The organism is Pseudovibrio ascidiaceicola (assembly GCF_900114245.1).
GTDB lineage: Bacteria > Pseudomonadota > Alphaproteobacteria > Rhizobiales > Stappiaceae > Pseudovibrio > Pseudovibrio ascidiaceicola.
In genome coordinates, this window is sequence record NZ_FOSK01000013.1 from 113,040 (window position 1) to 132,182 (window position 19,143).

At 50.6% G+C, this 19,143-nt stretch carries 29 protein-coding genes; 13 read left to right on the forward strand and 16 right to left on the reverse strand.

The window, feature by feature from the left end:
- Positions 1 to 31: 31 nt before the first annotated feature.
- Together BM231_RS21575 and BM231_RS27555 are read right to left on the reverse strand one after the other, a co-directional pair.
- Positions 32 to 949 (reverse strand): DNA methyltransferase family protein, encoded by a 918-nt coding sequence (locus BM231_RS21575; RefSeq protein WP_093522760.1) that lies wholly within the window; start codon positions 947 to 949, stop codon positions 32 to 34.
- A 10-nt stretch (positions 950 to 959) separates the two neighbouring features.
- A complete protein-coding gene (locus tag BM231_RS27555; RefSeq protein ID WP_208860558.1) occupies positions 960 to 1,118 on the reverse strand; it encodes a Com family DNA-binding transcriptional regulator in 159 nt (52 codons plus the stop codon).
- Between the two features lie 165 nt (positions 1,119 to 1,283).
- On the opposite strand from BM231_RS27555, the gene BM231_RS21585 reads away from it, so the two are divergent.
- Positions 1,284 to 2,108: a hypothetical protein gene (locus BM231_RS21585; RefSeq protein ID WP_093522764.1), complete on the forward strand. Its 825-nt coding sequence runs from the start codon at positions 1,284 to 1,286 to the stop codon at positions 2,106 to 2,108.
- 11 nt (positions 2,109 to 2,119) lie between these two features.
- On the opposite strand, the gene BM231_RS21590 is transcribed toward BM231_RS21585, so the two are convergent.
- From BM231_RS21590 to BM231_RS21610, 4 genes are all read right to left on the reverse strand, one after another.
- On the reverse strand, positions 2,120 to 2,653 hold the full coding sequence (locus BM231_RS21590) for a DUF6362 family protein (RefSeq protein ID WP_093522766.1): 534 nt from the start codon (positions 2,651 to 2,653) through the stop codon (positions 2,120 to 2,122).
- On the reverse strand, positions 2,650 to 3,072 hold the full coding sequence (locus BM231_RS27240) for a cyclin family protein (RefSeq protein ID WP_208860559.1): 423 nt from the start codon (positions 3,070 to 3,072) through the stop codon (positions 2,650 to 2,652). Before BM231_RS27240 ends, BM231_RS21590 begins: the two co-directional genes overlap by 4 nt.
- A 336-nt stretch (positions 3,073 to 3,408) precedes the next feature.
- On the reverse strand, positions 3,409 to 3,597 hold the full coding sequence (locus BM231_RS21605; protein ID WP_093522770.1) for a hypothetical protein: 189 nt from the start codon (positions 3,595 to 3,597) through the stop codon (positions 3,409 to 3,411).
- Positions 3,594 to 4,955, reverse strand: coding sequence for a replicative DNA helicase (locus BM231_RS21610; RefSeq protein ID WP_093522772.1), 1,362 nt, complete (start codon positions 4,953 to 4,955; stop codon positions 3,594 to 3,596). Before BM231_RS21610 ends, BM231_RS21605 begins: the two co-directional genes overlap by 4 nt.
- 59 nt (positions 4,956 to 5,014) lie before the next feature.
- Between BM231_RS21610 and BM231_RS21615 the strand changes: the two genes are divergently transcribed.
- Positions 5,015 to 5,818, forward strand: coding sequence for a hypothetical protein (locus BM231_RS21615; protein WP_093522774.1), 804 nt, complete (start codon positions 5,015 to 5,017; stop codon positions 5,816 to 5,818).
- Positions 5,819 to 5,823: 5 nt separating this feature from the next.
- Here BM231_RS21615 and BM231_RS21620 read toward each other — a convergent pair whose 3' ends face one another.
- A complete protein-coding gene (locus BM231_RS21620; protein ID WP_093522776.1) occupies positions 5,824 to 6,867 on the reverse strand; it encodes a DUF7146 domain-containing protein in 1,044 nt (347 codons plus the stop codon).
- Between the two features lie 38 nt (positions 6,868 to 6,905).
- Here BM231_RS21620 and BM231_RS21625 point away from each other — a divergent pair, with 38 nt between their 5' ends.
- A complete protein-coding gene (locus BM231_RS21625) occupies positions 6,906 to 7,625 on the forward strand; it encodes a hypothetical protein (RefSeq protein WP_093522778.1) in 720 nt (239 codons plus the stop codon).
- Positions 7,626 to 7,636: 11 nt separating this feature from the next.
- Here the strand turns inward: BM231_RS21625 and BM231_RS21630 are convergent, their stop codons facing one another.
- The 5 genes from BM231_RS21630 to BM231_RS21650 form a co-directional block, all read right to left on the reverse strand.
- Positions 7,637 to 8,077 (reverse strand): hypothetical protein, encoded by a 441-nt coding sequence (locus BM231_RS21630; protein WP_093522780.1) that lies wholly within the window; start codon positions 8,075 to 8,077, stop codon positions 7,637 to 7,639.
- Positions 8,074 to 8,538: a hypothetical protein gene (locus tag BM231_RS21635; protein ID WP_093522782.1), complete on the reverse strand. Its 465-nt coding sequence runs from the start codon at positions 8,536 to 8,538 to the stop codon at positions 8,074 to 8,076. The genes BM231_RS21630 and BM231_RS21635 overlap by 4 nt, the downstream gene beginning before the upstream one ends.
- A 237-nt stretch (positions 8,539 to 8,775) precedes the next feature.
- Complete coding sequence (locus BM231_RS21640; protein WP_093522784.1) at positions 8,776 to 9,318, reverse strand: hypothetical protein; 543 nt, start codon at positions 9,316 to 9,318, stop codon at positions 8,776 to 8,778.
- Complete coding sequence (locus BM231_RS21645) at positions 9,318 to 9,644, reverse strand: hypothetical protein (RefSeq protein WP_139226392.1); 327 nt, start codon at positions 9,642 to 9,644, stop codon at positions 9,318 to 9,320. Before BM231_RS21645 ends, BM231_RS21640 begins: the two co-directional genes overlap by 1 nt.
- A 38-nt stretch (positions 9,645 to 9,682) precedes the next feature.
- On the reverse strand, positions 9,683 to 10,168 hold the full coding sequence (locus BM231_RS21650) for a hypothetical protein (protein ID WP_093522788.1): 486 nt from the start codon (positions 10,166 to 10,168) through the stop codon (positions 9,683 to 9,685).
- Positions 10,169 to 10,323: 155 nt separating this feature from the next.
- Here BM231_RS21650 and BM231_RS21655 point away from each other — a divergent pair, with 155 nt between their 5' ends.
- Positions 10,324 to 10,566, forward strand: a complete 243-nt coding sequence (locus BM231_RS21655; protein ID WP_139226393.1) for a hypothetical protein — start codon at positions 10,324 to 10,326, stop codon at positions 10,564 to 10,566.
- 49 nt (positions 10,567 to 10,615) lie between these two features.
- Here the strand turns inward: BM231_RS21655 and BM231_RS21660 are convergent, their stop codons facing one another.
- Positions 10,616 to 10,801: a helix-turn-helix domain-containing protein gene (locus BM231_RS21660; protein WP_159437986.1), complete on the reverse strand. Its 186-nt coding sequence runs from the start codon at positions 10,799 to 10,801 to the stop codon at positions 10,616 to 10,618.
- Between the two features lie 94 nt (positions 10,802 to 10,895).
- On the opposite strand from BM231_RS21660, the gene BM231_RS21665 reads away from it, so the two are divergent.
- Positions 10,896 to 11,567, forward strand: a complete 672-nt coding sequence (locus tag BM231_RS21665; RefSeq protein ID WP_159437987.1) for an XRE family transcriptional regulator — start codon at positions 10,896 to 10,898, stop codon at positions 11,565 to 11,567.
- Between the two features lie 271 nt (positions 11,568 to 11,838).
- Here BM231_RS21665 and BM231_RS21675 read toward each other — a convergent pair whose 3' ends face one another.
- The 3 genes from BM231_RS21675 to BM231_RS21685 all read right to left on the reverse strand — a co-directional run bounded on the left by BM231_RS21675 (position 11,839) and on the right by BM231_RS21685 (position 13,817).
- A complete protein-coding gene (locus BM231_RS21675; protein ID WP_093522797.1) occupies positions 11,839 to 12,432 on the reverse strand; it encodes a DUF4339 domain-containing protein in 594 nt (197 codons plus the stop codon).
- A 64-nt stretch (positions 12,433 to 12,496) separates the two neighbouring features.
- Positions 12,497 to 13,012 (reverse strand): hypothetical protein, encoded by a 516-nt coding sequence (locus tag BM231_RS21680; protein WP_093522798.1) that lies wholly within the window; start codon positions 13,010 to 13,012, stop codon positions 12,497 to 12,499.
- Positions 13,005 to 13,817 (reverse strand): hypothetical protein, encoded by an 813-nt coding sequence (locus BM231_RS21685; protein WP_093522800.1) that lies wholly within the window; start codon positions 13,815 to 13,817, stop codon positions 13,005 to 13,007. Before BM231_RS21685 ends, BM231_RS21680 begins: the two co-directional genes overlap by 8 nt.
- A gap of 137 nt (positions 13,818 to 13,954) precedes the next feature.
- Here BM231_RS21685 and BM231_RS21690 point away from each other — a divergent pair, with 137 nt between their 5' ends.
- From BM231_RS21690 to BM231_RS21725, 8 genes are all read left to right on the forward strand, one after another.
- The gene (locus BM231_RS21690) at positions 13,955 to 14,254 is read left to right on the forward strand and encodes a hypothetical protein (RefSeq protein ID WP_093522802.1); all 300 of its coding nucleotides are present in this window, start codon (positions 13,955 to 13,957) and stop codon (positions 14,252 to 14,254) included.
- Positions 14,251 to 14,700, forward strand: coding sequence for a hypothetical protein (locus BM231_RS21695; RefSeq protein ID WP_093522804.1), 450 nt, complete (start codon positions 14,251 to 14,253; stop codon positions 14,698 to 14,700). Before BM231_RS21690 ends, BM231_RS21695 begins: the two co-directional genes overlap by 4 nt.
- Before the next feature lie 120 nt (positions 14,701 to 14,820).
- Positions 14,821 to 15,009, forward strand: a complete 189-nt coding sequence (locus BM231_RS21700; RefSeq protein WP_093522806.1) for a hypothetical protein — start codon at positions 14,821 to 14,823, stop codon at positions 15,007 to 15,009.
- 1 nt (position 15,010) lies between these two features.
- Positions 15,011 to 16,006: a hypothetical protein gene (locus tag BM231_RS21705; RefSeq protein WP_093522808.1), complete on the forward strand. Its 996-nt coding sequence runs from the start codon at positions 15,011 to 15,013 to the stop codon at positions 16,004 to 16,006.
- Between the two features lie 131 nt (positions 16,007 to 16,137).
- Positions 16,138 to 17,115 (forward strand): PD-(D/E)XK nuclease-like domain-containing protein, encoded by a 978-nt coding sequence (locus tag BM231_RS21710; protein WP_093522810.1) that lies wholly within the window; start codon positions 16,138 to 16,140, stop codon positions 17,113 to 17,115.
- Positions 17,112 to 18,218, forward strand: a complete 1,107-nt coding sequence (bet, locus tag BM231_RS21715) for a phage recombination protein Bet (protein ID WP_244527202.1) — start codon at positions 17,112 to 17,114, stop codon at positions 18,216 to 18,218. The genes BM231_RS21710 and bet overlap by 4 nt, the downstream gene beginning before the upstream one ends.
- Positions 18,218 to 18,613 carry a DUF968 domain-containing protein gene (locus tag BM231_RS21720; RefSeq protein ID WP_093522812.1) on the forward strand — a complete coding sequence of 132 codons (396 nt, stop codon included), beginning with the start codon at positions 18,218 to 18,220 and terminating at the stop codon, positions 18,611 to 18,613. Before bet ends, BM231_RS21720 begins: the two co-directional genes overlap by 1 nt.
- Entirely contained in the window at positions 18,610 to 18,921 is a 312-nt protein-coding gene (locus BM231_RS21725) for a hypothetical protein (protein ID WP_093522814.1), read from the forward strand. Before BM231_RS21720 ends, BM231_RS21725 begins: the two co-directional genes overlap by 4 nt.
- Positions 18,922 to 19,143: the final 222 nt, after the last annotated feature.

Consider the following 19,143-nt stretch of genomic DNA (forward strand, 5'->3'; position numbering starts at 1 on the left):
TATCCCCGTTTTTCTGTGATTTTTTAGCAAATTATGCGGAGCCTTCAAACTCGTAGCCGGTCACCTTCCCTGCTGCCTCAGTTGCCGCTTTGGGGTCGCCTTTCACGAAGATCAGTACGTTCTGATGTGTCTTGCCGAGCTTGCGCCCGCTTTCAAAGCCTCCGCGAGCCCTCAGAGGTAGCGAACCGGCTTGAGTGATCAACACAGCGTCATTGTAGAACCGCAGGCCCGCGTCTTCGCAAGCTTCAATGGTGTCCCGTACAAAGCCCCGATTGATACCTTCCCGGTCCCTGAAATCACCAACCACGATAGCTGCAAAGCGGTCTTCCTTCAGCCGCGCTGCGGCCTGCTTCATTGAGGCACGGAAGGCGCCTATAAACACGTCGTAGTGCATGTTCGAAAGGTCTGCCGGGTCATCTGAATACTTCTCCAGATCTCCGTAGGGCGGACAGGTCAGGATGAAATCGAAATAGCCGCGCACATGCTTATAAAGCTGTACGGCATCGCCAACCTTCCACTTGGGTCTTGGCTTCACACCAAGAGCATCCGCCTGCAGGTCATTGGCTTCTACCTGCTCAGGGCGCAAGTCTACACCTGTGTACTCGCGCCCCATGTAGGCGGCCACTAAGCCCCGTACAGATCCACCGGCGAAAGGATCAAGAACCTTCCCTCCAGGCGGGCAGAACCATGCATAGCAAAGCTCAGTCAGAACCGGGTCAAATATGCTTTTACTTGCCCATGAGCCGGGCGTGGTGCCCTTCCCGTTGGTTTCTGACCACTTGGCCATAGCGCTGGCGTATCCGCCTAAGAGATCTTCTTTTCGGCCTTCCCCGCTATCAATTCCCAGGTCGAGCCAAAGGCGCTTGCGGTCTTGCCATTCCTTGGCCCTTGCGCTCAACACTGAAAACGGCGGTACGATAAAATCTTGGCTTAGTGCCCCTTTACTCATTCCATGCTCTCTAAGCTTGATGCTCAGGGCATTCGCTTGTGGGCTCTAAAGGCCTCAACTGGTTTAAAGTGGCGCATCTGCGGCACTTGATTTCAATGGTCTTTACGATGGCGCCCGGTTCGTTTTTAAACAAGAGCGCATTGCAGTTGCCACATCTGGTTGATTCCAAAATGATTCTCGACGCATAAAGGCCCCCTGCTCATTTATTGCAGTGAGTAGATATGGCGGGGGCGGTAATATGCATAATCTTACCGGGCGGGTGCTGTAGTCATAAACATGCCCGTAGCTCTGGAGGTGGCTGCCTCCAAGCCTCTCGCCTCATTCTGAGGTTTTCATGATCAAGTTCAAAGAAAAAACACTCACGGTACAATTAGCTCTACTGGTACCGAACTTACTGTTCGTCACTATTATATTAATATGTGCGGTTATCTTGTTCGGTCTACTTTGGAGCGGCTTAACTAGCGCATTTCAAACCTTTTCCGAAATAGATTGGGACTTAGCAACACTCTCTGATATCGGTACGGCGGCGATGCCAGTTGTAACTATTGGTGGCTTTATATTAATCAGGCGACAGATCGGGAAAGCAGATGAAGCTAACCAAATTGCTCTTCTTCCTGTAGTCAGAGAAGCCCACTCGCTTGTTTTAGATGAGCAGCGACACATCCATAGTTTGACCCAAGTATCTTCACTCCTTCAAGCTGTTCACATTGCAAATGATCTAAGCAACGGCATAGGGCCCAAGGGTGACCCTCAGACAAACTTCAATGCACAGGGAGCAATTCTGGCGTTCCAGAGCTTAGAAGCGAAAGTACATGATTACCTATCTCCCGAAGTTTCTAAACAACGTGTAGAAATCACTCTTGTAATCAACTACATCCAGAAAGAAGTTAAGCTTCTTGAACCCATCTCAAACGAAACTCAAGAGGCACTAAGAAAACGATACGACCACAAAAATGACGAGTTAAAAAGTATCTATGACGTCAAGTATACGATGATGGATTATCAGCAAAACAGCACTGCAAGCGTATCACAAAACCAACTAAAATTCGGAGATAAACTAAACGCTTATAGTGCGTCACTTGCAAGGGAAAGTGACGTTCTAGCGAAGAGGTTGACGTCTCTACAGAAGCTGATCAAAGCAAATAAAACTCTGCTGTGATCTCAATATCATCAAGCCGCAAGTTGTCTCATCTTATCTGAATAGATACCCGATTTAGGGCGAAACTGCACGGATAAATCTTTATCAGCAAACGCGGGTAAATCTCTTTTATTACAAACATTTACCGAAATTTGATGAAGTGCTCTCTCAAAACGGTCATGAGCCGTTTGTTTTGCAAGCCCCATCTTGTCCAGAACCTTCTTTGGCTGGATCTTGTAGGCGTAGCAAAACACCAGAAGCGAGAGCGCTTTTCTCTCTTCGTTTCGCTTGATGTGACGCATCCAGTCCCATGTCTCTTCCATGCGGGCAATTGCTGCAGCATCTGGCCCAGTCATGTTCCTGGCTCTCTTTTCCGCTTCAGTAAGCTTCTTTGCAACGGCATTCAAAGCCGCTTCCCATTGATCATCATCGCACGGGCTGAAGTCCGGCCAGAAGCTTTGGGGCTGCCCCGGTCTGACCCCTCTCACTCTCATAAGACGCATGACAACCTGTGCCTCGATCAGCCTGTCCAATATCACGGCATAGAGTGCTTGAATGTCGCTCACTTCGTGATCCTTTCCAGATAATCAAGGAGTGCATGACCTGCTGGCAGTAGGAGGTATCCAGTGCCTTTGACTTCGATTAGCCCCAGCTCAACCAACTTGTCTGGTTCCACCAGCGCCTTGTTGTATTTCATTATCTTCTTTCTTCGCAGATCCATTAGGAACGCAATTTGACCAAGATGAATAGGCGCAGAGTTTTCAGGAGGTACTGGCGTTCCATAAGGCTCAAGCCCTGCTTCAATTGCGGTGCAAGCAAGGGCGATATGCTTTGGTATTTCTACCGCTCGTGACGGGTCGTCCCGCCTGTGCCCCAACTCGTATAGCCTAATCGTCTCAGAGGATACCCCAAGAGCTGCAGCAGCGGCATCACGAGATTTGAAGCCACTTGCAGTCCGCCAATACTTGAATTCTTCAGGTGTCATATGGTAATCTCTCTTTCAGAGAAGGAAGGTAAGACACTTTTCTATATCCGGTGGGTCCGGGCTATTGCCCGAACCCGTTAGCACTAGGCTTTAAAGATCAGATAGATTTCGATTTGCAGACCGAGAAATCTGAACTTAAAACCCGCTTTCCGGATTTTCATATGCGTCTCACCTTCCTTTCTTTTTTGTCGGGAGTTAACTCCCTACCGACAACCTTAAGATATGGTACATAGAACCAAATATCAATAAACATTTGCGTATTCAGTACCTTTTTATTTATCTAACCTGCCCATGTCTGAACCCAGCCGTAGCGCAACTGTTGTTTTGTCTCGTCGTTCATGCCGCTTTCTTTTCCTGCTTGTTGGCCCGGCTGCGTAAAGCCTCATAGTTCAATGGGGAAACATGGAGCACCCGATTGAAAAGCGCACAGACCCGATCTATGACCTCTGCTCTGTCGCCTGTCTCATTATCTTCCACCACTGTTCCAACCTCCACTTTCTGCACAAAGCGAATTGGGACGCTCATAAGAGCATCCCGTCTTGGTGTCCTCTGTCTTCCCTGAAGGTCGTAGTGGGCCCATCAAAAACCAGCTCGGCACAACGACCGCCTGAGCCCATGCGAACTTTGTCAGCGTGCACCTGTGCCCGGTTCTTCCAATCAAGCATGTCTGTTTGCCATTTGACATGAAGATCCGTGCCTTCTTTAGGCTCTTTCCGCAGCAGTATTGGCTCAGGGCGGAAGAGAATGAGGATGTTGTCTGCGCTGTCTTCCATGTTGGAACCGCCAAACAACTCTTTGCGCGTCAGGCGTTGCAGTGGCTCTCGCTCAGACCTGACTTCATGGGCAAGGGCAACGACTGGAATATTGAGGGCTTTGGCAAGCTCCTTCAACTCAGAAATTACGTAGCCGCAGCGTGCAGGAAGGTTTGAGTCTAAACGGCTATCTTTAGCCCGCATGGCCTTTACGCTATCGACAAACAGCGCTCTCGTACCAAACCTAGACTTGTTAGCTTTTGCCCGGATAAACAGCTGCTCAACAGTCGTTCTTGAAGTCTCATCAATATAAAGCGGGATGCTTTGGCAATCCTCTTTAGCAAGGTAGATTTTTTCCAGTTCATCAGCCGAAAGCCCGCCCCGGCGCATAGCATGGGTACTAATGCCAGACATAGCCGCAACGCGCCGCATGGTGAGCTGTTCTGCATCCATTTCCTTTGACTGAAAATCAACTGGGCCATACTGGCAGGCAATAAACTCGGCAATCTGCAAAGCAAGAGCTGTCTTACCGCTTGCCCCCTCTGCACCGATTACAGTTAGCTCTCCATCAACCAAGCCGCCGCCCAAAAGGTTATCAACCTGCTTTAGACCTGTCCCCAAGGCATCACCCCCTGTTTCCTGAGGCTGCGCAGCTCTCTCATAAACAGCTTGTGCGCTTTGCCCAAGGGTTACAGAACTCGCTCGCTGCGCTTGGCCTGAAATCTCTTGAAGCTCTTCAATAGCGTTCTCTGCAAGCTCAGCAGCCCTTGTGTCAGTGTAAAGAGCCTTCTGTCCCTTCTGGAAAGTCTCAGCAATCAGCTCCTTGTTCCGCCGATTGAGGAGCGGCTTCACAAGATCCTCGATTTCAGCAGTAAGCTTCTTCCCCTTGGCTGCAAGCGATTTGATGCGCGCCACTAGATCTGCATCGCCTTCATAAGGGGCGTTTGTCTCTACCAAATGCAGATCGAAGCTGCCTTCCTTGTGACAGGTGTCCAACCCGGTCCAGACAGCCTTCCAGATTGCATCATGGAAGTGCTCACGGGTCATCTGGTCAGCGACATCCCAATACAGCTCTGGAGAGGCTAAAAGGCGCGCTAAAACCTGTTGTTCGATTGGTTCAAGGTTTGTCATGCAAATGCACCTCGGCTTATGTTATCAAAAGGATTCGTGTGAAATTTTAGTGAGTGTTTATGCTGTCGTTTATTCCCACCCGGTATCGGGTTCTTGTTGCCTGGGTCGGCATTATTTTGCTTGGGAGCCTCGGCGGTTTTGTTATTGCGGTAATTTACGATCTCAACCTCTCGCAAGGACGATTGTGCGACGGGTTTGCACTTCAAACACCATGGGCGTGCAGTCGGACATGGATCAGTGCTTTGAGTGGATGGGTCGCAGCAATTGCTGCAATTGGCGCTGCTATTTATGCTGGTTCGCTTGTTAAGATTCAGATTGATCGCACTGAGGAGCAAATTGACAAAACGATCGAAGCCAATGCGATTGCTAAGCTTGAGTACACAACAGGTTGCTACGCGCAAATGCTGACAGAAGAGAAATGCACGAATGAGCTTCACAACTTTGCGGCTGAAAAGAACAGAATTGAGCGCAGCGATAAACTCCATGACACCAAACCTGCCGAGACCCTTCTGGCGCTTGGAAAAAGCGTGATGTACAAGTTTGAAACTCAAGAACAGATAAATGACGCTGTACTTCCAATTAGACTTATACAACTCAGGATAATTCTTCTTAATGAAGTCAAGGCTTTGATTGACTTTTGGGCAAATCACGGCGCGCAAACTAAAACGGTGCGTGCCGCTGACGACACGTACTACTCCATAGACCAACACGGCTGGGAAGACGCGAAAGCATGGGAAAAGCACAGGCCTGAGTATATTGATCAGATTGAGAGATGCGTGGATGCTCATTCGGAGTTCATTAATCAGATCATTCAGCTTAAAGCTCTGTTCGAAGGTATCCAGGAAACAGCACTGAAAAAGTGATTGTTTCATACAGTCGCTCCATAAAGATCATTGTATACGTCCAGCCAGTCAGAGCCCGCCTCAGGCAATGCGATGTCCAGCACTTCCAATCCGGTTTCCTGAAGGTTCTGAGCTGCTCTCTTTGCAGCCTTCTCGCCCGGTGCCATCTCCCATGATCCGTCGGGCTTCTGATAAGCCTGATCGCCGTCGCCATAGATCCGCAGCCGGTCTATATCCAAGGGAGGTTCAAAGTTGATGAGGCCCGCCGTAGACAAGCAGGACCAGCAAGGACGCCCCGTCAGGGCGTAAACCGCAAGGGCTGTCTCAACGCCTTCAGCTATGCCGACTTCCCCGTCAGTAGCTTCCTGAAGTCGCACTGCGCCCCCTGCAACCGGACCAAGGCCGAGCTTGGCGTTGGCTACCGGCGCTTTCTTTCCGTCCTTAGTGATGAAAATTCGCCAGATCCCGGTGAGATCGCCCATGGTGTCATCAACACGGCAAACAAGAGCGGGAAGCTTTCCTGCGTCCGGATACTTCAATCCCGGGTGGAAACGCAGGCAGTCTGGCCACTGCATTCTTGGGAGCCTGCGCCCCAGCAAGTAAGCTTCTGCAGGAGTACCCTCAATCGGCTTGGCTTGATCCCAAAGCTTTTGTGCGTATTCGGTGCTATCGGCTTCCTGTTGGGCTTGCTCTTCAGATTCGCGCTCTGCCTTTGCAGCTGAGGCTTTCTTCCGTTCTGCGGCTTTGCGCTTTGCCTCTTCATCCCAAGTGCCTTCACCGGAGGGAGGTTCTTCACCAGTCAGAATCTCGCATGCTGCTTTGAAGTCAACGGACATGCAATGCATCACCACACCGATGGCATCACCTCCACCGCCAGCCCCTCTACAGTTCCACTTCTGCTTGACTGGATTCACGCTAAAGCGATCTGTGCCGCCGCATGCCGGACAAGGGCCTACATGCTCCTTCCCGCTTCGTCTAAGCGTCGCATTAGAGGATTTAGCCGCTTCAAGTAAAGATACATCCAGTGCGCGTTGCTTATAGTCTTTCCATTGTTGGTCGAGAAGGTTCATGCTGACCTCTCGCAAAAATGGGAAGACAGAATCAGTCCATGGTCACTAAAAGAAGTCGGTGTTTTCTCAGTAATTTTGGAATTAGTATTGTAATGCGAAATAGAGATCTGGTCTTGTGTGCAGCAGCTTGCTTTACGGGGGCTTTTATTGGAGCGCTCTGCATTATTGTCGTGACTGGCGACTTTTATGATGGACCACCTAAGGTTGGGGAAACGAGGGAAGCTCTGATACGCGGTTGGATAGCTGTTGCAATAAATGGAATAGCCGCACTCGTTGTAGGAGTTGGTTTGTTGTTTACAGCGCGACAAACACGAAGCGCCAAACTGCAGGCGTTCCAAATGAACCTTCAGGTCATAAACGATGAAATCAATACTCTTATGATGCTGCGCCCTATCCTTCTTAACATCGGCGTTGCCACCGAAGTTATAAGTAACGCAGCCAACACAGCAAACGCTGCGCAATACTATGAAGATATAAAAGAGATCAATTTGGACATCTTTAAAACGACTTACAAAATCGGCGACACCGAGAGCAGAACAACAATTGGGGAGATATTTGACGGCATTGGGGCAATCCAAAGAGGGATAAGGGCAGAGTACCCTCTTGAGACAATACAGTGTTCTGCAAGTAAGGTGTTTCCTCTTGCTAATAAGTATTATGACAATCATATTAGTCGACTGCTTCCAAAACTTGAAGAAAGACAGAGCGACTTGAGAGATCTTATTATTAAGGAGACTAAGCGACTTAGTCGGCACTAGATCTTGCATCATCACGCTACCTCCTCCTTTTGCTCATAAAGGAAGGTCTGGCAGTGCTCACAGTAGGTCTGGCGAAGATCTACTGGAGCACCACAGTAAAAGCGCTCTTTAATGGGTGGCTCACCTACCCACATAGGGCGTTTGCATTGCCTGTCTGTGATCTGGAACAGGTTCACAGGGTTTGCATCAGGAGCTTGCAGGCGGGCTTCAAGGCTATGCTGGAAGCGATTGCCACCCTTACGCCACTGGACAGAGCGCGAAACCCCTCTCTGCCCTGAGAACTCGCCCCCATTGCGCCTGACTACACCAAAGACAGCCCCCAATGTTAAGCCGGGATTAAAGGGCAAAAGCAGCTCCTGAATAGCTCTTGCTGTTCGGGTTCCATCAGCAAGGAACTTCACTGCCTCTGGTTGGGAGAGCTGGGAAATATCAATCTTTTTTCTGGCAATCATAAGAACACACCTTGTTCTTGAGGTTCCATGACCGGCATAAGCAGCACTTGCAGATAGCCGGTTATCAAAATTCGGGTTTTCGGGGGCGCCCCATCAATACCGGGACCGCTCCAAGCAAGGCGCTGCAACTCATCAAGGTCGAGCAAGTCCAGCGCGTTCAGGAAGTCACCCAGCCTTCTTTCCCAAGCCGGGTAATTGGAGAACAGGTCGCTTACCGCGCCTATCAGTGAGCTTTTGAGTTCGATAGGTGGGTTTTCCATCTCGGAAAGCGCGTATAGGACTGCCCACGCATGCTCCCTGCCCCTCAGATTGATCATCTTCTGGATCCGCACTGCGGAATGCGTCTGTTGAGGTGAGCAAGGCCCAGTTCTGATCCGCTTGCTGGCGTGCAGAACCTCTATTCCCAGTTCCGCGCACAGGCTTTCCGCTTCCCTTGTGTCGGTTGTCGTTACCGCAGGCACGTTCCAACCTCCTCTGAAGTTCGCGCTTCTCCCGCTTCAGTGTTTTGTTTGCTGATGAGGCGAGTTCGAATTGAACCTGATAGTAATGAGCGCGTGCTTGCTGCAGTTTCAGATCGGCGTCTATTGAGCTGCCGGGGCGATTTGCAGCGATCTGAGCGCGTGATAGGCGGCGCTCTGCTGCTTCTAGTCTCTCATTGTCCTGAGACTTCCAAAGGTCCATTGCTTTGCCCCGTAAAACTAATGTCTGCTGAAAAGATCGGTGGTCTGAAGCGCGTAGGAAGGCGACTGAGTAGCTCGGAAGTAATCAAGAATTCCAAGAGCTTCCGCTTCGTTGTCGTCCTTTGGTTCCCACCCCAAGAGTCTGCCCCGGCCTATTGCCTGCTGCTTAAACCAAGCTCGGCTGTCTCTGGTGCCTTTTGGCGCCTGCCCTCGCCCGAGGTAGTGCTTGCGCCACGTCTGCATTGCAATCTTCTGATATGGGATCTGGTTTGCAACAGCTGCCATCTCGCAGAGCCGATGTTGCGCGGGCTGCCACTGCTCATTGCCCCGGTTCATCTGCTTCCCGCTGATAGCTGCAAGTTCATCTTCAATTGCAAGGTGCGTGACGCCAAAGCTTTCGATCTTACCTAGCAACCAACCATAGAAAGAAAGACTTCTGCCACCGTATCCGCCTGTTTTGTCTTTAGCCCCGCAGTCAAAAACTCCTGAGACTGGTTTAGAAAGACCGGGCTCCCAACGAGCCCAGCCAGTCTTCACACCAAGGTCGAGTGCCAGGTACATCAGGCGGCCTCTGGCTGATCTTCGTTGTCATTGTCTGCCCAACCAAGCGCCAGCTCCATTTGATCAACCAGTTCGGCTTCGTCATCATCCATGTTGGAAACGACGGCCTTGACCTGATCCATCAGCTTCTTACGCTTCAGCACTGCGTTGAGTTCTTTGGTAGGAACTCCGCTGTCGCGGGCATCCTGCTTAATCTCCTTGATCTTCTCGCGGTTGGTTGCGCACTTGGACATGTACGAGCCCTTGTCGCTTTCAATGACGGTTTCGACTTCGAGGATTTTTTTGACAGCCTCTGACAGGGCTTCTTTATCGACTTGATTGCTCATGTGCTGCATCTCCTGCGGGTTGCTGGTGGTAGCTGGGTTCATTCCGCAGCCATTTGGCGTTGGCTGGCGTTGTAGCTCGCGTCGTAATTGCGCATCAGCTCCTTGATCTGCTCAAAGCTCTTCTTGATGCGTTCGTGTTCTTTGGGGGAAATTTCGCCGTCTTCTGCGGCCTGCACGATCTCTTTCATGCTGTCGCAATGCACGGGCACAACATTCATTGCCGCGGCTGCAGGGTCCAGTTTGGCAACCCCCTCAGCTTTCTTGCGTACTTCATAGCCGCAAGCCTCAAGGTGGGCCTTGGACAGGCTTGGTTCCAAGCCAATGGCAGCCATCTCGCGCTCAAGGTAGAGAGTGTCTTTGAGGGTCAGGCTGCGCGCTTCGTTGACTTGGTAGGTCTTGCGTATAGTGCCTGAGGAATGCCCCAACACTTCTGCGGAACTCTCAACGCCAAACGCTGTCACGAGGTTCTTAATCTGCGTGCAGATCCAATTGTTAAACTGGTCAGATGTTCTCGGTGCGTTCATGGAGCGCTTTCCTGTATTTTGCCCCCATGACACAACCGGAGATAGAGGCTAACTTTATGTTGTTCCAAACGGCAGGAGGCCACCAAGAGAGGCACTACTTCCAAGAGAGGCCTCCTGCCACATCACACCGGCTCAAATTGCAAGGAGCTATCAGCGTGAATACAGAGAATGAAGTTGAGCAGATGCTTTCTGACCTGAAGGACAAAAGCCCTGCTGGAATAAGAGGATCATTAGAGGACAGAATTACTTTCCTTGAGGCTCTAATGATTTCGACTTTGCGGGAAATGGATGCCGATAAAGCAGAGGAGATCATCAGATTGTCACCTCACAAGATCGGAAATCTTCCCTCTCACTATGATATTCAGGCGGACTACTACAAAGCTGTGCTGGGTAAGTAGTCCCGAGGCGGCTGGCTGGGAGAAGACCAGCCGCCCCCGCCAGGCACGCCTAGGCCGCAAGCGGTACTTGGCATTGAGCCTTTAAGAGGTAGAGGAGCCGCTTTGAGGGCTCTGGAATCTCTTGACCTTGCTCGAAACGATTAACTGTAGGCTGTTTGACGCCGAGAAAATCGGCGAGATCAGATTGCGACCAACCCAACTCCGTCCGCAGCTCTTTCACTGACTGATTATCCATGGGTTCCATCCTCTATCGTGATGGAGATAAAATACAAAACGGATTTATCAGTGTCAATACCAAATGTATTTTATTAGAGGGCATATTGTATGCCATGACACAAGCATTCAAAGACCGACTCAAGACAGCCAGAGAAAAGGCAGGCTTTGCCAGTGCAGCTGATGCAGCTGACGCTCTTGGTATCAAAATACCTACATACACCCATCACGAAAATGGCACACGGAAACCTAAGACAGATGCAATCGAAAGGTATGCTCGCTTTTTTGGAGTCGCAGCTACCTGGTTGATGTTTGGGAAGAATGAAACACCTGCAGAAGTTGAACCAGCAAGTAACCCCATAAGGAAGCGACAGGTGGCGAAACTTCTCAGCCCCTTCACGGTTCCGGTCTATGGCTCCATTTCAGGTGGTGATGAAGATTATCTAGAAGCTACCAGCGAGGCGCTGGATCACATAGCTGCCCCAAACTCGCTAATGGATGTGGAAGGTGCATTCGCGCTTTACATGCCGGGTACAGCGATGGAGCCGCGCTACCATGAAGGCGAGACGCTTTTTGTAAACCCGAAAAAGCTACCTCGCCCAGGTGAGTATGCCGCCATCATGCACTCCGATCAAACACCTACAGGCTCTCCAATCTGGCAGGTAGGGCGCTATGAGCGCGTGGATGCGGGCAACCGTGTATTTTCAAGGTATAACGGACAAGAACTTCGCATTCCAACAGACAAGATCCGTGCAATACACAAGATTGTCGCTACAGGAGAATGGTGAGACAGGCCCGGCACAGCTTTTAGTTATCAACTATCCGCAAATCGTAATAGTACTCGTTACTTTGCGTGGTAATTGTGTATCTAGCCTTCCGTATACCATCATTCGAATCTTGGATTACTGCACTGCAGGTTCTACGATTGCCCTCGAAATCAAATGAAACCTCGCGAATACCTGAGGTTTTGTACACCGTTGCGCTGTCAGTATTCTTAGTAATGCCGGGATAGATACTCTTTATCATAGACATGGAAATCTCACTATTGCAGAGGGGTGGCTAATGCACCAACATCTTTGCAATCAGCTCCTCAACAAGGTAACTCCCCGCGATACTGAACAGCAAGTAGATAACAGTCAGAAGCAAGCCCTTACCGTGCGTCTTACTCGCTCTAAATAAGACGTAAAGCGGCACCAGGAAAAACAACCAAACTATCAAGCTTCCAGTAACGTCCTTGCGTCCGCTTTTATCCAGCGCTCGTATATCGAGCAAGACTAGTGTCACGGAAGTGGTAAGGTACAGCAAAATAACACCCATACCACCAGTGAGCCACTCAGGAAAAAGATACCATAAACCAGCCTCTACCAGCGCAAGAGGAACAGGCGAACAGATCAAAATATAGAACCAAAAATTATCTGGCATCTTTTTAGGTGCGGCAGGCACACAAACCTCAGGCACCTTAGCAATAATGACCGCTCCGAGCTCCTTCCAGTCGTCATCAAATTTTGCCGTCCAAACCAATGTTTTCTCATGCAGGGTGCGTGAGCTAAACCTCCTCTCCAGTTCAGCAAATGAAACTGGGCCAACTCTCTTGTCGCCATCAACATAAAACCAATCCGCGTATAGCGGACTACCTTCTGCAATATTACTCATTAAAATCTCCGTAAAGTCCGGCGGATCTTAGAGAGATTCGCGAAATATATCTGCCAGAATTTAGCTAATACACGCCTCTCTCTTTGAGTAAATCTTGGCACATCCTTACCCATTCGCTGTAAAGTTTAAGGCGGACCTTAACACTTGCTTCAGCCTCTTCAAGCTTCTCAAAAAACTCTGCTATGGAAGGCGTAAATTTGCACTCAAGGTGAACCTTAGTAACTGCCGCACGTAGCGCACCAACAGTCAAATCGTTTCGTGCAGCAATGTAGACCATCAGATGCTCCTTCATAGCCTCCATACCTACCTGCCGGTCAGAGGAGTAGCCTGCAAACAAATCAACGGTCAGCCTTATTATGTCTTCTCTTCTAGGCTTACAGCTGCCCTGTTCAAGCACGACCTTACTGTGTCCAAGCCTACCCAGCATCCCGACAACAGCCTCACTTTCCATCAACTCAATCGAGCGCATGCTTTTCGAGAAAAGCGTACAATCGTTAAATGCTTCGTTGAATTGAAGACTGCTGTAACTTGAAGTAGTTACAGATTGAGAATTATCAAAACCTAACTGATTTTCACTCATCTAAAAATCCTTTACTTAGCATGTTGGAAACCGCAGTTCGCGTTGTGTCTGGCTGGGTTTCATTCGATTGAATAATCCGCTCTACAGCCCGCATCGCCCATGTGCGCCATGCTGCATCCCAGTCCCGCTTCACAGCTGTCTTGCTGCTAGACTGGATCCAATAATTAAGAAACAGCTGAGCTTGCCATTCGATTTGATCTGGAGACAGACCTTTTCCGAGTGCGAACTCCCACCCCTTCTCCGAAAGAGCCCAGTCCTCAGCAATCCGGCTCGCACTTTGTGACTTCCTCTTCTTTGAGGTTACATCAGCTGGGAAAAGTTCAGCGCTTTGAATGTTTTCCAAAAAAGTGTCTACGCCAGTAGACGCTGGTTTTTTGTTCCCTTGTTTATTTGTTATATTGTTCTTCTTTGTTGCGGATTCCGTTGGGTTGCTGTCGCGTTCTTGTCGCACTTCGTGTCGCGACGCTGTCGCACTCTCCGACTCCACAAGCTGATATTTTGAATAATTACAAATGGTTATGACACTTCCACCTGTAGCGGACTCGATGGTGATAAGGTTCCATTTCTGCCACTTATCAAGTAGGCGCTTTGTCTTATCCTTAGTGACCCCCCATTTTTCCGCCAGAAATCTCAATGAAAAACACAACTGCCCCTCTTCCAGATCTATTTTACACCCCGCACGATCAACTGCCTTCCTCCGCCATGCAGCATTCGCGATTAACCATCCCCAACACCCCCATTCCAACGGCCCCTTTAACGCCTCATGTTCGTACAAAGCACGCTCCATCCTGATCCAGCCTGACATTTAGCTCTCCGCAACAGCCTTCCAGCTCCAATAACAAAACCCTCAACATCAATACATTTTGTATTTGACATTGTAAATCCGTTTTGTATTATTCACAGCATCAAACGGGTTGAACCACTCACAAAACGAGTTTCCTGATGAACTTCGAGACAGACATTCAAACGACCTTGGATCTGATCTCCAACGGCTTCCTTTACGCAGAGCAAGTGATCGAAGCGAAGATCAATTGCGCGCTTGATGATGATTGCGATGGCTTCGTCATTCAGGAGATCAGAGTTGAGGAAGCTGGCTCTGACCGTGAGAAGCGCCTTGATGCCAAGAGCGAAGGCGAAGAGCGCATTTTGTGGCTCATGCTTTCCGCAGTTGTTTACAGCTGTGAGCACATCTCCGAACAGTTTTGGGACGCCTACAACAGTGAAATGAGGATGGCAGCATGAAACACTATGTGTTCCCCTTTGAGCTTGTAGCCATGTCGGCCTGCTCTACCAACCGCGCTAAGTTCGGCGAGCTTCTAATCCTCGCCGAGTTCGACAAGATCTATGAAGACCAAGAGCTTGAAGCTCGTATCTTTCTACCTTGCTATGAGATCTCGGACCTCGATTACTCTTTGTTCCCCGCCAGCCATCGCCGGATTGACCGCAAGGGGCGCCGTTACATCGAATTAGATCTGAAGGACTCCGGCCTTCCTGAGATGGGTTCCGCAATTCTGGAATCGCTACAGGAGCACATTGAAGAGCTGCGCGATTGGGCAACGCGAGACGGCTCCTTGCTAGTGCATGACCCTGAGTTAGACGATTACCGGCCTCTTAGGGAGCTGGACAAGGCAATATCGGTCGTTGATCTGCGCGCCTATCTGGAAAGTAATCTAGCGGCAGCGGCATAACACGCACCCCTGATTTGAGCCCTTAAAGGGCGAACTCACAGACAACCAAACACCACCCAACTGCGGAGCCTATCGTTCCGCAGAACGCCACCACTTTGTTTTGCGCGAGGAGGAAATGCTTTGGAAGAGATGACCCATGGGGACTGCCTGCGGTGGGCTCAAAAATACCGCGACATGTGCCTCACCCATCAGGAAATTCATGAGCGAACCGGGAGTGCCGGCTCTTTGAGTTTCGCTCGGCAGTATGAGCGCCTCGCCAAGCATTGGCAGGCAAAAGCTGACAGCTTTGAACCGAAGGAAGCAGCCTAACATGAATGCAGTGACCGACAACGAGGAACGCAAGAAACTTGATCTTGCTGACCTTCGCGCCAACCCGGAGAAATACTTCGGTGAGGAAGGCATCAGCTTTGAAGATCTAGAGGCTGTCATCGCAGCTGAGAACGCAGCATTCAAGGCTGATCTGAGCACTGAGAAAGGCCGCAAAGCGATTATCTCCTTCTCTCGCCAGTGCTCAACTTTGAAAACTGCCATTGATGGCGCGGGCAAGGAGAAGGTGGCTTCCATTAAAGCGCAGGCCACCGCCATTGATGCACGACGTAAAACCATGCGCGATTTTCTTGATGCAATGCGTGATGAGCGACGGTTGCCACTTGATAATTGGGAGGCACAGGAAAAGAGCCGCATTGAATCCCATCGGACAATCATTGAGGGAATGATCCAGAACGGTTGTGTCGCTTTCAATGAGAGTTCTGCTGACATTCAAAAGCGGATCGATGCAGTGCGTTCTGTTGATGTGACAGAAGGTGCAATGCAGGAGTTCGCCGACCAAGCTAGCTCAAAGAAAATCACCACTCTCGAAAGCCTCGATAGGCATCTGAAGCAGGCCCTTCACACCGAAGAGCAACAGCGCAAGCTGGCTGTGCTTGAAGCCGAGAAAAAAGCTGAAGCAGCCAAGGCCGAAGCCGACCGCAAGGAACGCGAAGCGGAAGAAGAGGCAAAGCTTGAAGCTGAGCGGGAGAAGACCCGTGAGGCCGAAGAACGGGCTGAGAAAGAACGGATCGAAGCCGACAAGGCCAGAGCAGCTGCGAAGGCTGTCGCCGAAGCTGAAGCAAAGCGCAAGGCCGAAGACGACGCAAAGCGGAAGGCTGATGCAGATCGCGCAGCAAACATCGAACACCGCAAGAAGTTCAACAATGCAGCGCTGAAAGCAATCATGGAGGCCGCTGGCATTGGCGAGGATCGCGCTAAGAAGATTGTGCAGGCCATCGCCTCCGGCGCCATCCCCCACGTTTCAATCAAATACTGAGTTTCACATGCAGGGTTTTGGGTTTTGGGCAGCTCTTCCTGCTGCCTTCAAGTGGGGAGCAATAGCCTTTGTTGCTTCTCAGTTTTTCACTCACGCTGACCGCTGGGTCGCTACAATCGCGGGATAACATCATGGCTGAGAAAATTTGGGATACCTACACAATCACAGAGCCGGGCATTTATGCCGAGCTTCCGATTGAGAAGTACCATTCCCACGTTTGCGTTGGTCCGTCCATTTCCTCCAGTGGACTGCGCGCAATCGCTAACGGCTCTCCGGCAGAGTACTGGGCAACTTCCTATCTGAACCCTGAAGCGGAGCCTCGTGAAGACAAGGACCACTTCCGGCTCGGGCAAGCTGCGCACACGCTTTTTCTGGGTGAAGGCAAGTTCGACGAACAGTTCTCTGTAAAGCCTGCCACCTACGTTGATCCAAAGACAGGTGCGGAGAAGAAATGGAACGGCAACGCCAACGTTTGCAAGGAATGGATTGCAGAGCAAGAGCAATCAGGTAAGCGACTTCTTTCAACTGAGCAGATGCATGATCTCAAGGGAATGGCAGGCATGCTCCCCTGGCAAGCTAATTGCCCGAACTCTGGCTTACGAAATTCAGGGATGGTGCAGTCTGGAATCCTTGACGGTGCGATTGAGCGCTCTTTGATCTGGAAAGACCCTGAAACCCACATTTGGTTGAAAGCGCGCCCTGACCTTGTGGACCTCAATGACGCTTATCCGGTTGACCTGAAAACAACGCGGGAAGCCCGGAAAGTAGAGAACTCAATTGCAGACCTTGGCTACAACATGCAAGCCGCCTTGGTTGCTGAGGGGCTTCGCGAGGTTTGCGATCTTGATTGTCGTGGGTTTGCGTTCGTTTTTGTACAGACCAGCGCCCCTTACACGGTCGAAGTCGTCGAGTTGAGCGAAGAAGATCTTGAACTGGCTCGCCGTGAACTACGTCGCTCTATTCGACTGTTTGCTGACTGCCTGAATAAGAACGAGTGGCCAGCCGGAACAGGCGAGCCTCGTACTTGGATTACTCCTCAATGGTATTCCTCCAAGCTTGAGAACCTTGAAGCTGCCAATGACCTGCCAATTCTGGAGAATGTAGCATGAGCAACAAGGCTCTCACACCTAACGGTAATGGTCGCAGTATAACTGCGGCCATGGCTGAGCGCTATGGCATGGACGCATCTGCATTTGAGCAGACTTTGCGTAGCACAATCATGAAGCCAGACAAAAACAAGGAGCCGCCCTCCAAAGAAGAGTTTGCTGCATTTCTGGTTGTTGCCCATGAGTACAATCTGAACCCTCTCACCAAGGAGATTTACGCGTTCCCTGCAAAAGGCGGCGGCGTAGCCCCGATTGTCTCCGTTGACGGATGGGCAAACCTCATCAACTCCAACCCTCAGTTCGATGGCATGGAGTTTGAAGACGAGCTGGACGAGAAAGGCGCGGTTGTTTCGATTACGTGCCGGATGTTCCGCAAGGATCGAACACGCGCCATCTCTGCTACCGAGTACATGGAGGAGTGCAAGCGCGCCACTGACCCATGGAGGCAGTGGCCTCGGCGTATGTTGCGCCACAAAGCAATGATCCAAGCAGCACGCTATGCATTCGGCTTCTCTGGAATCTATGAAGCAGATGAGGTTGAACGGGCTTTTGACGCGCCTGAACGCCCTTCGAGCGGACTTGCGCAACGATTAGAGGCACGACGCGCTCGCCCTCTAGCAGGCCCTCAGGAAGGCTATAATGCTGCAGCTGAAACAATCGAAGGTGAGATCCTCGCCGCAACTGATGAAACTCAAGCGGAGTACACGGCTGATGCACATTTCGAACAGGTTGAACGGGGAGAAGCTGGCTATCAGGCAGAGGAAGAAGCTCAAAAAGCTGCTCAGCAAGACGGACAATGTAATCCTGAAACTATCAAAGGCGGTGGACAAAGAGCGCAAGGGATTAGCGACAATCCACTCTCTCAAGGCGCAACTGCGATCTGGTCACGACTAGATCCTGAAGCTCGTAAGTCTCTGGATGAAGATTCCAAAGCCATACTCAAGCTTTTGATGGAAGACCTTGCCAAGGTTGGTAACCCCAAAGCAGCGAAGAACGCCCTCACAGGCCACCAGAAGAGCATTCGTGCAATTGGTGAGCAATCCTTCAGTGAGCTGTGTCAGGCAGCTGTGACCGTGCGCTGCGCCCAGCTTGATGGAGGTAAGTGATGGGCTTTCGCTTACGCCGACCCGATACAGCATTCTCCTACGACCCTTCAGGGAAGGAACATGCGCGCAGAAAAGATGAAGGTCACCTGGCCTTTGTCCGCAAGCTCCCTTGCCTCATCACTGGCCGGTATGGCGTTGACCCCTGTCACGTCCGCTATGGCGATCCGCTCTACAAGAAGTCGCGAACCGGCAAAGGCACCAAGCCTGATGATTGCTGGGTCGTTCCTATGATCAGGAAAAAGCACGACGAGCAGCACGACCAGAATGAGCGTGAGTTCTGGCGGGCTCAAGGCATCGACCCGCTCGCTGTCGCTAGAGATCTCTACGCGGTCTCTGGTGATGAAGAAGCAGCAAAACGCATCCTAACAGCAGCAAGAGTGAGAAAAGCAGCATGAAACACACTGAAGATAAACTGAAAGCCCTTTGGGATGATGCCTGCAAAGCTAACCAAGAGCTAACAGCCTTCTGCATACTCCATAAGATTGACGGAGATGCCTTCGGAAAGCCTGAGGGCATGGCCCGTGCGGTCGCAGCAACCAACTTCGACAGAGCGATGTTTGACGAGCTTGCAGGCCTCTACAACGCTGCGGCTTGGTCTGCTCGTAAGTACTGCTATGCGGTGGGCGAAAACAAAAAGCAGGATCGCGCTTGGGCTAAGAAGCAGCTCAACAAGAACCCTGCTGATTTGGTGGAGGCAGCATAGCGGAGGAGTGATGCTTTGAGGACTAAATCACCATTCAAGCAGACTGATATCGCGAGAGCTATAAAAGGGGCTGAAAAAGGTGGCCTTTCCGTCCGCAGCGTCGAAATCAAAGCAGATGGAACAATACGCCTAAGTTCCGAAGTGGCCACGAGCGACAACGACAATAAGGAACCACCCAAGGTTAGCTCAATATGAGACAGAGGAGAAAACGCCTCCCGTATA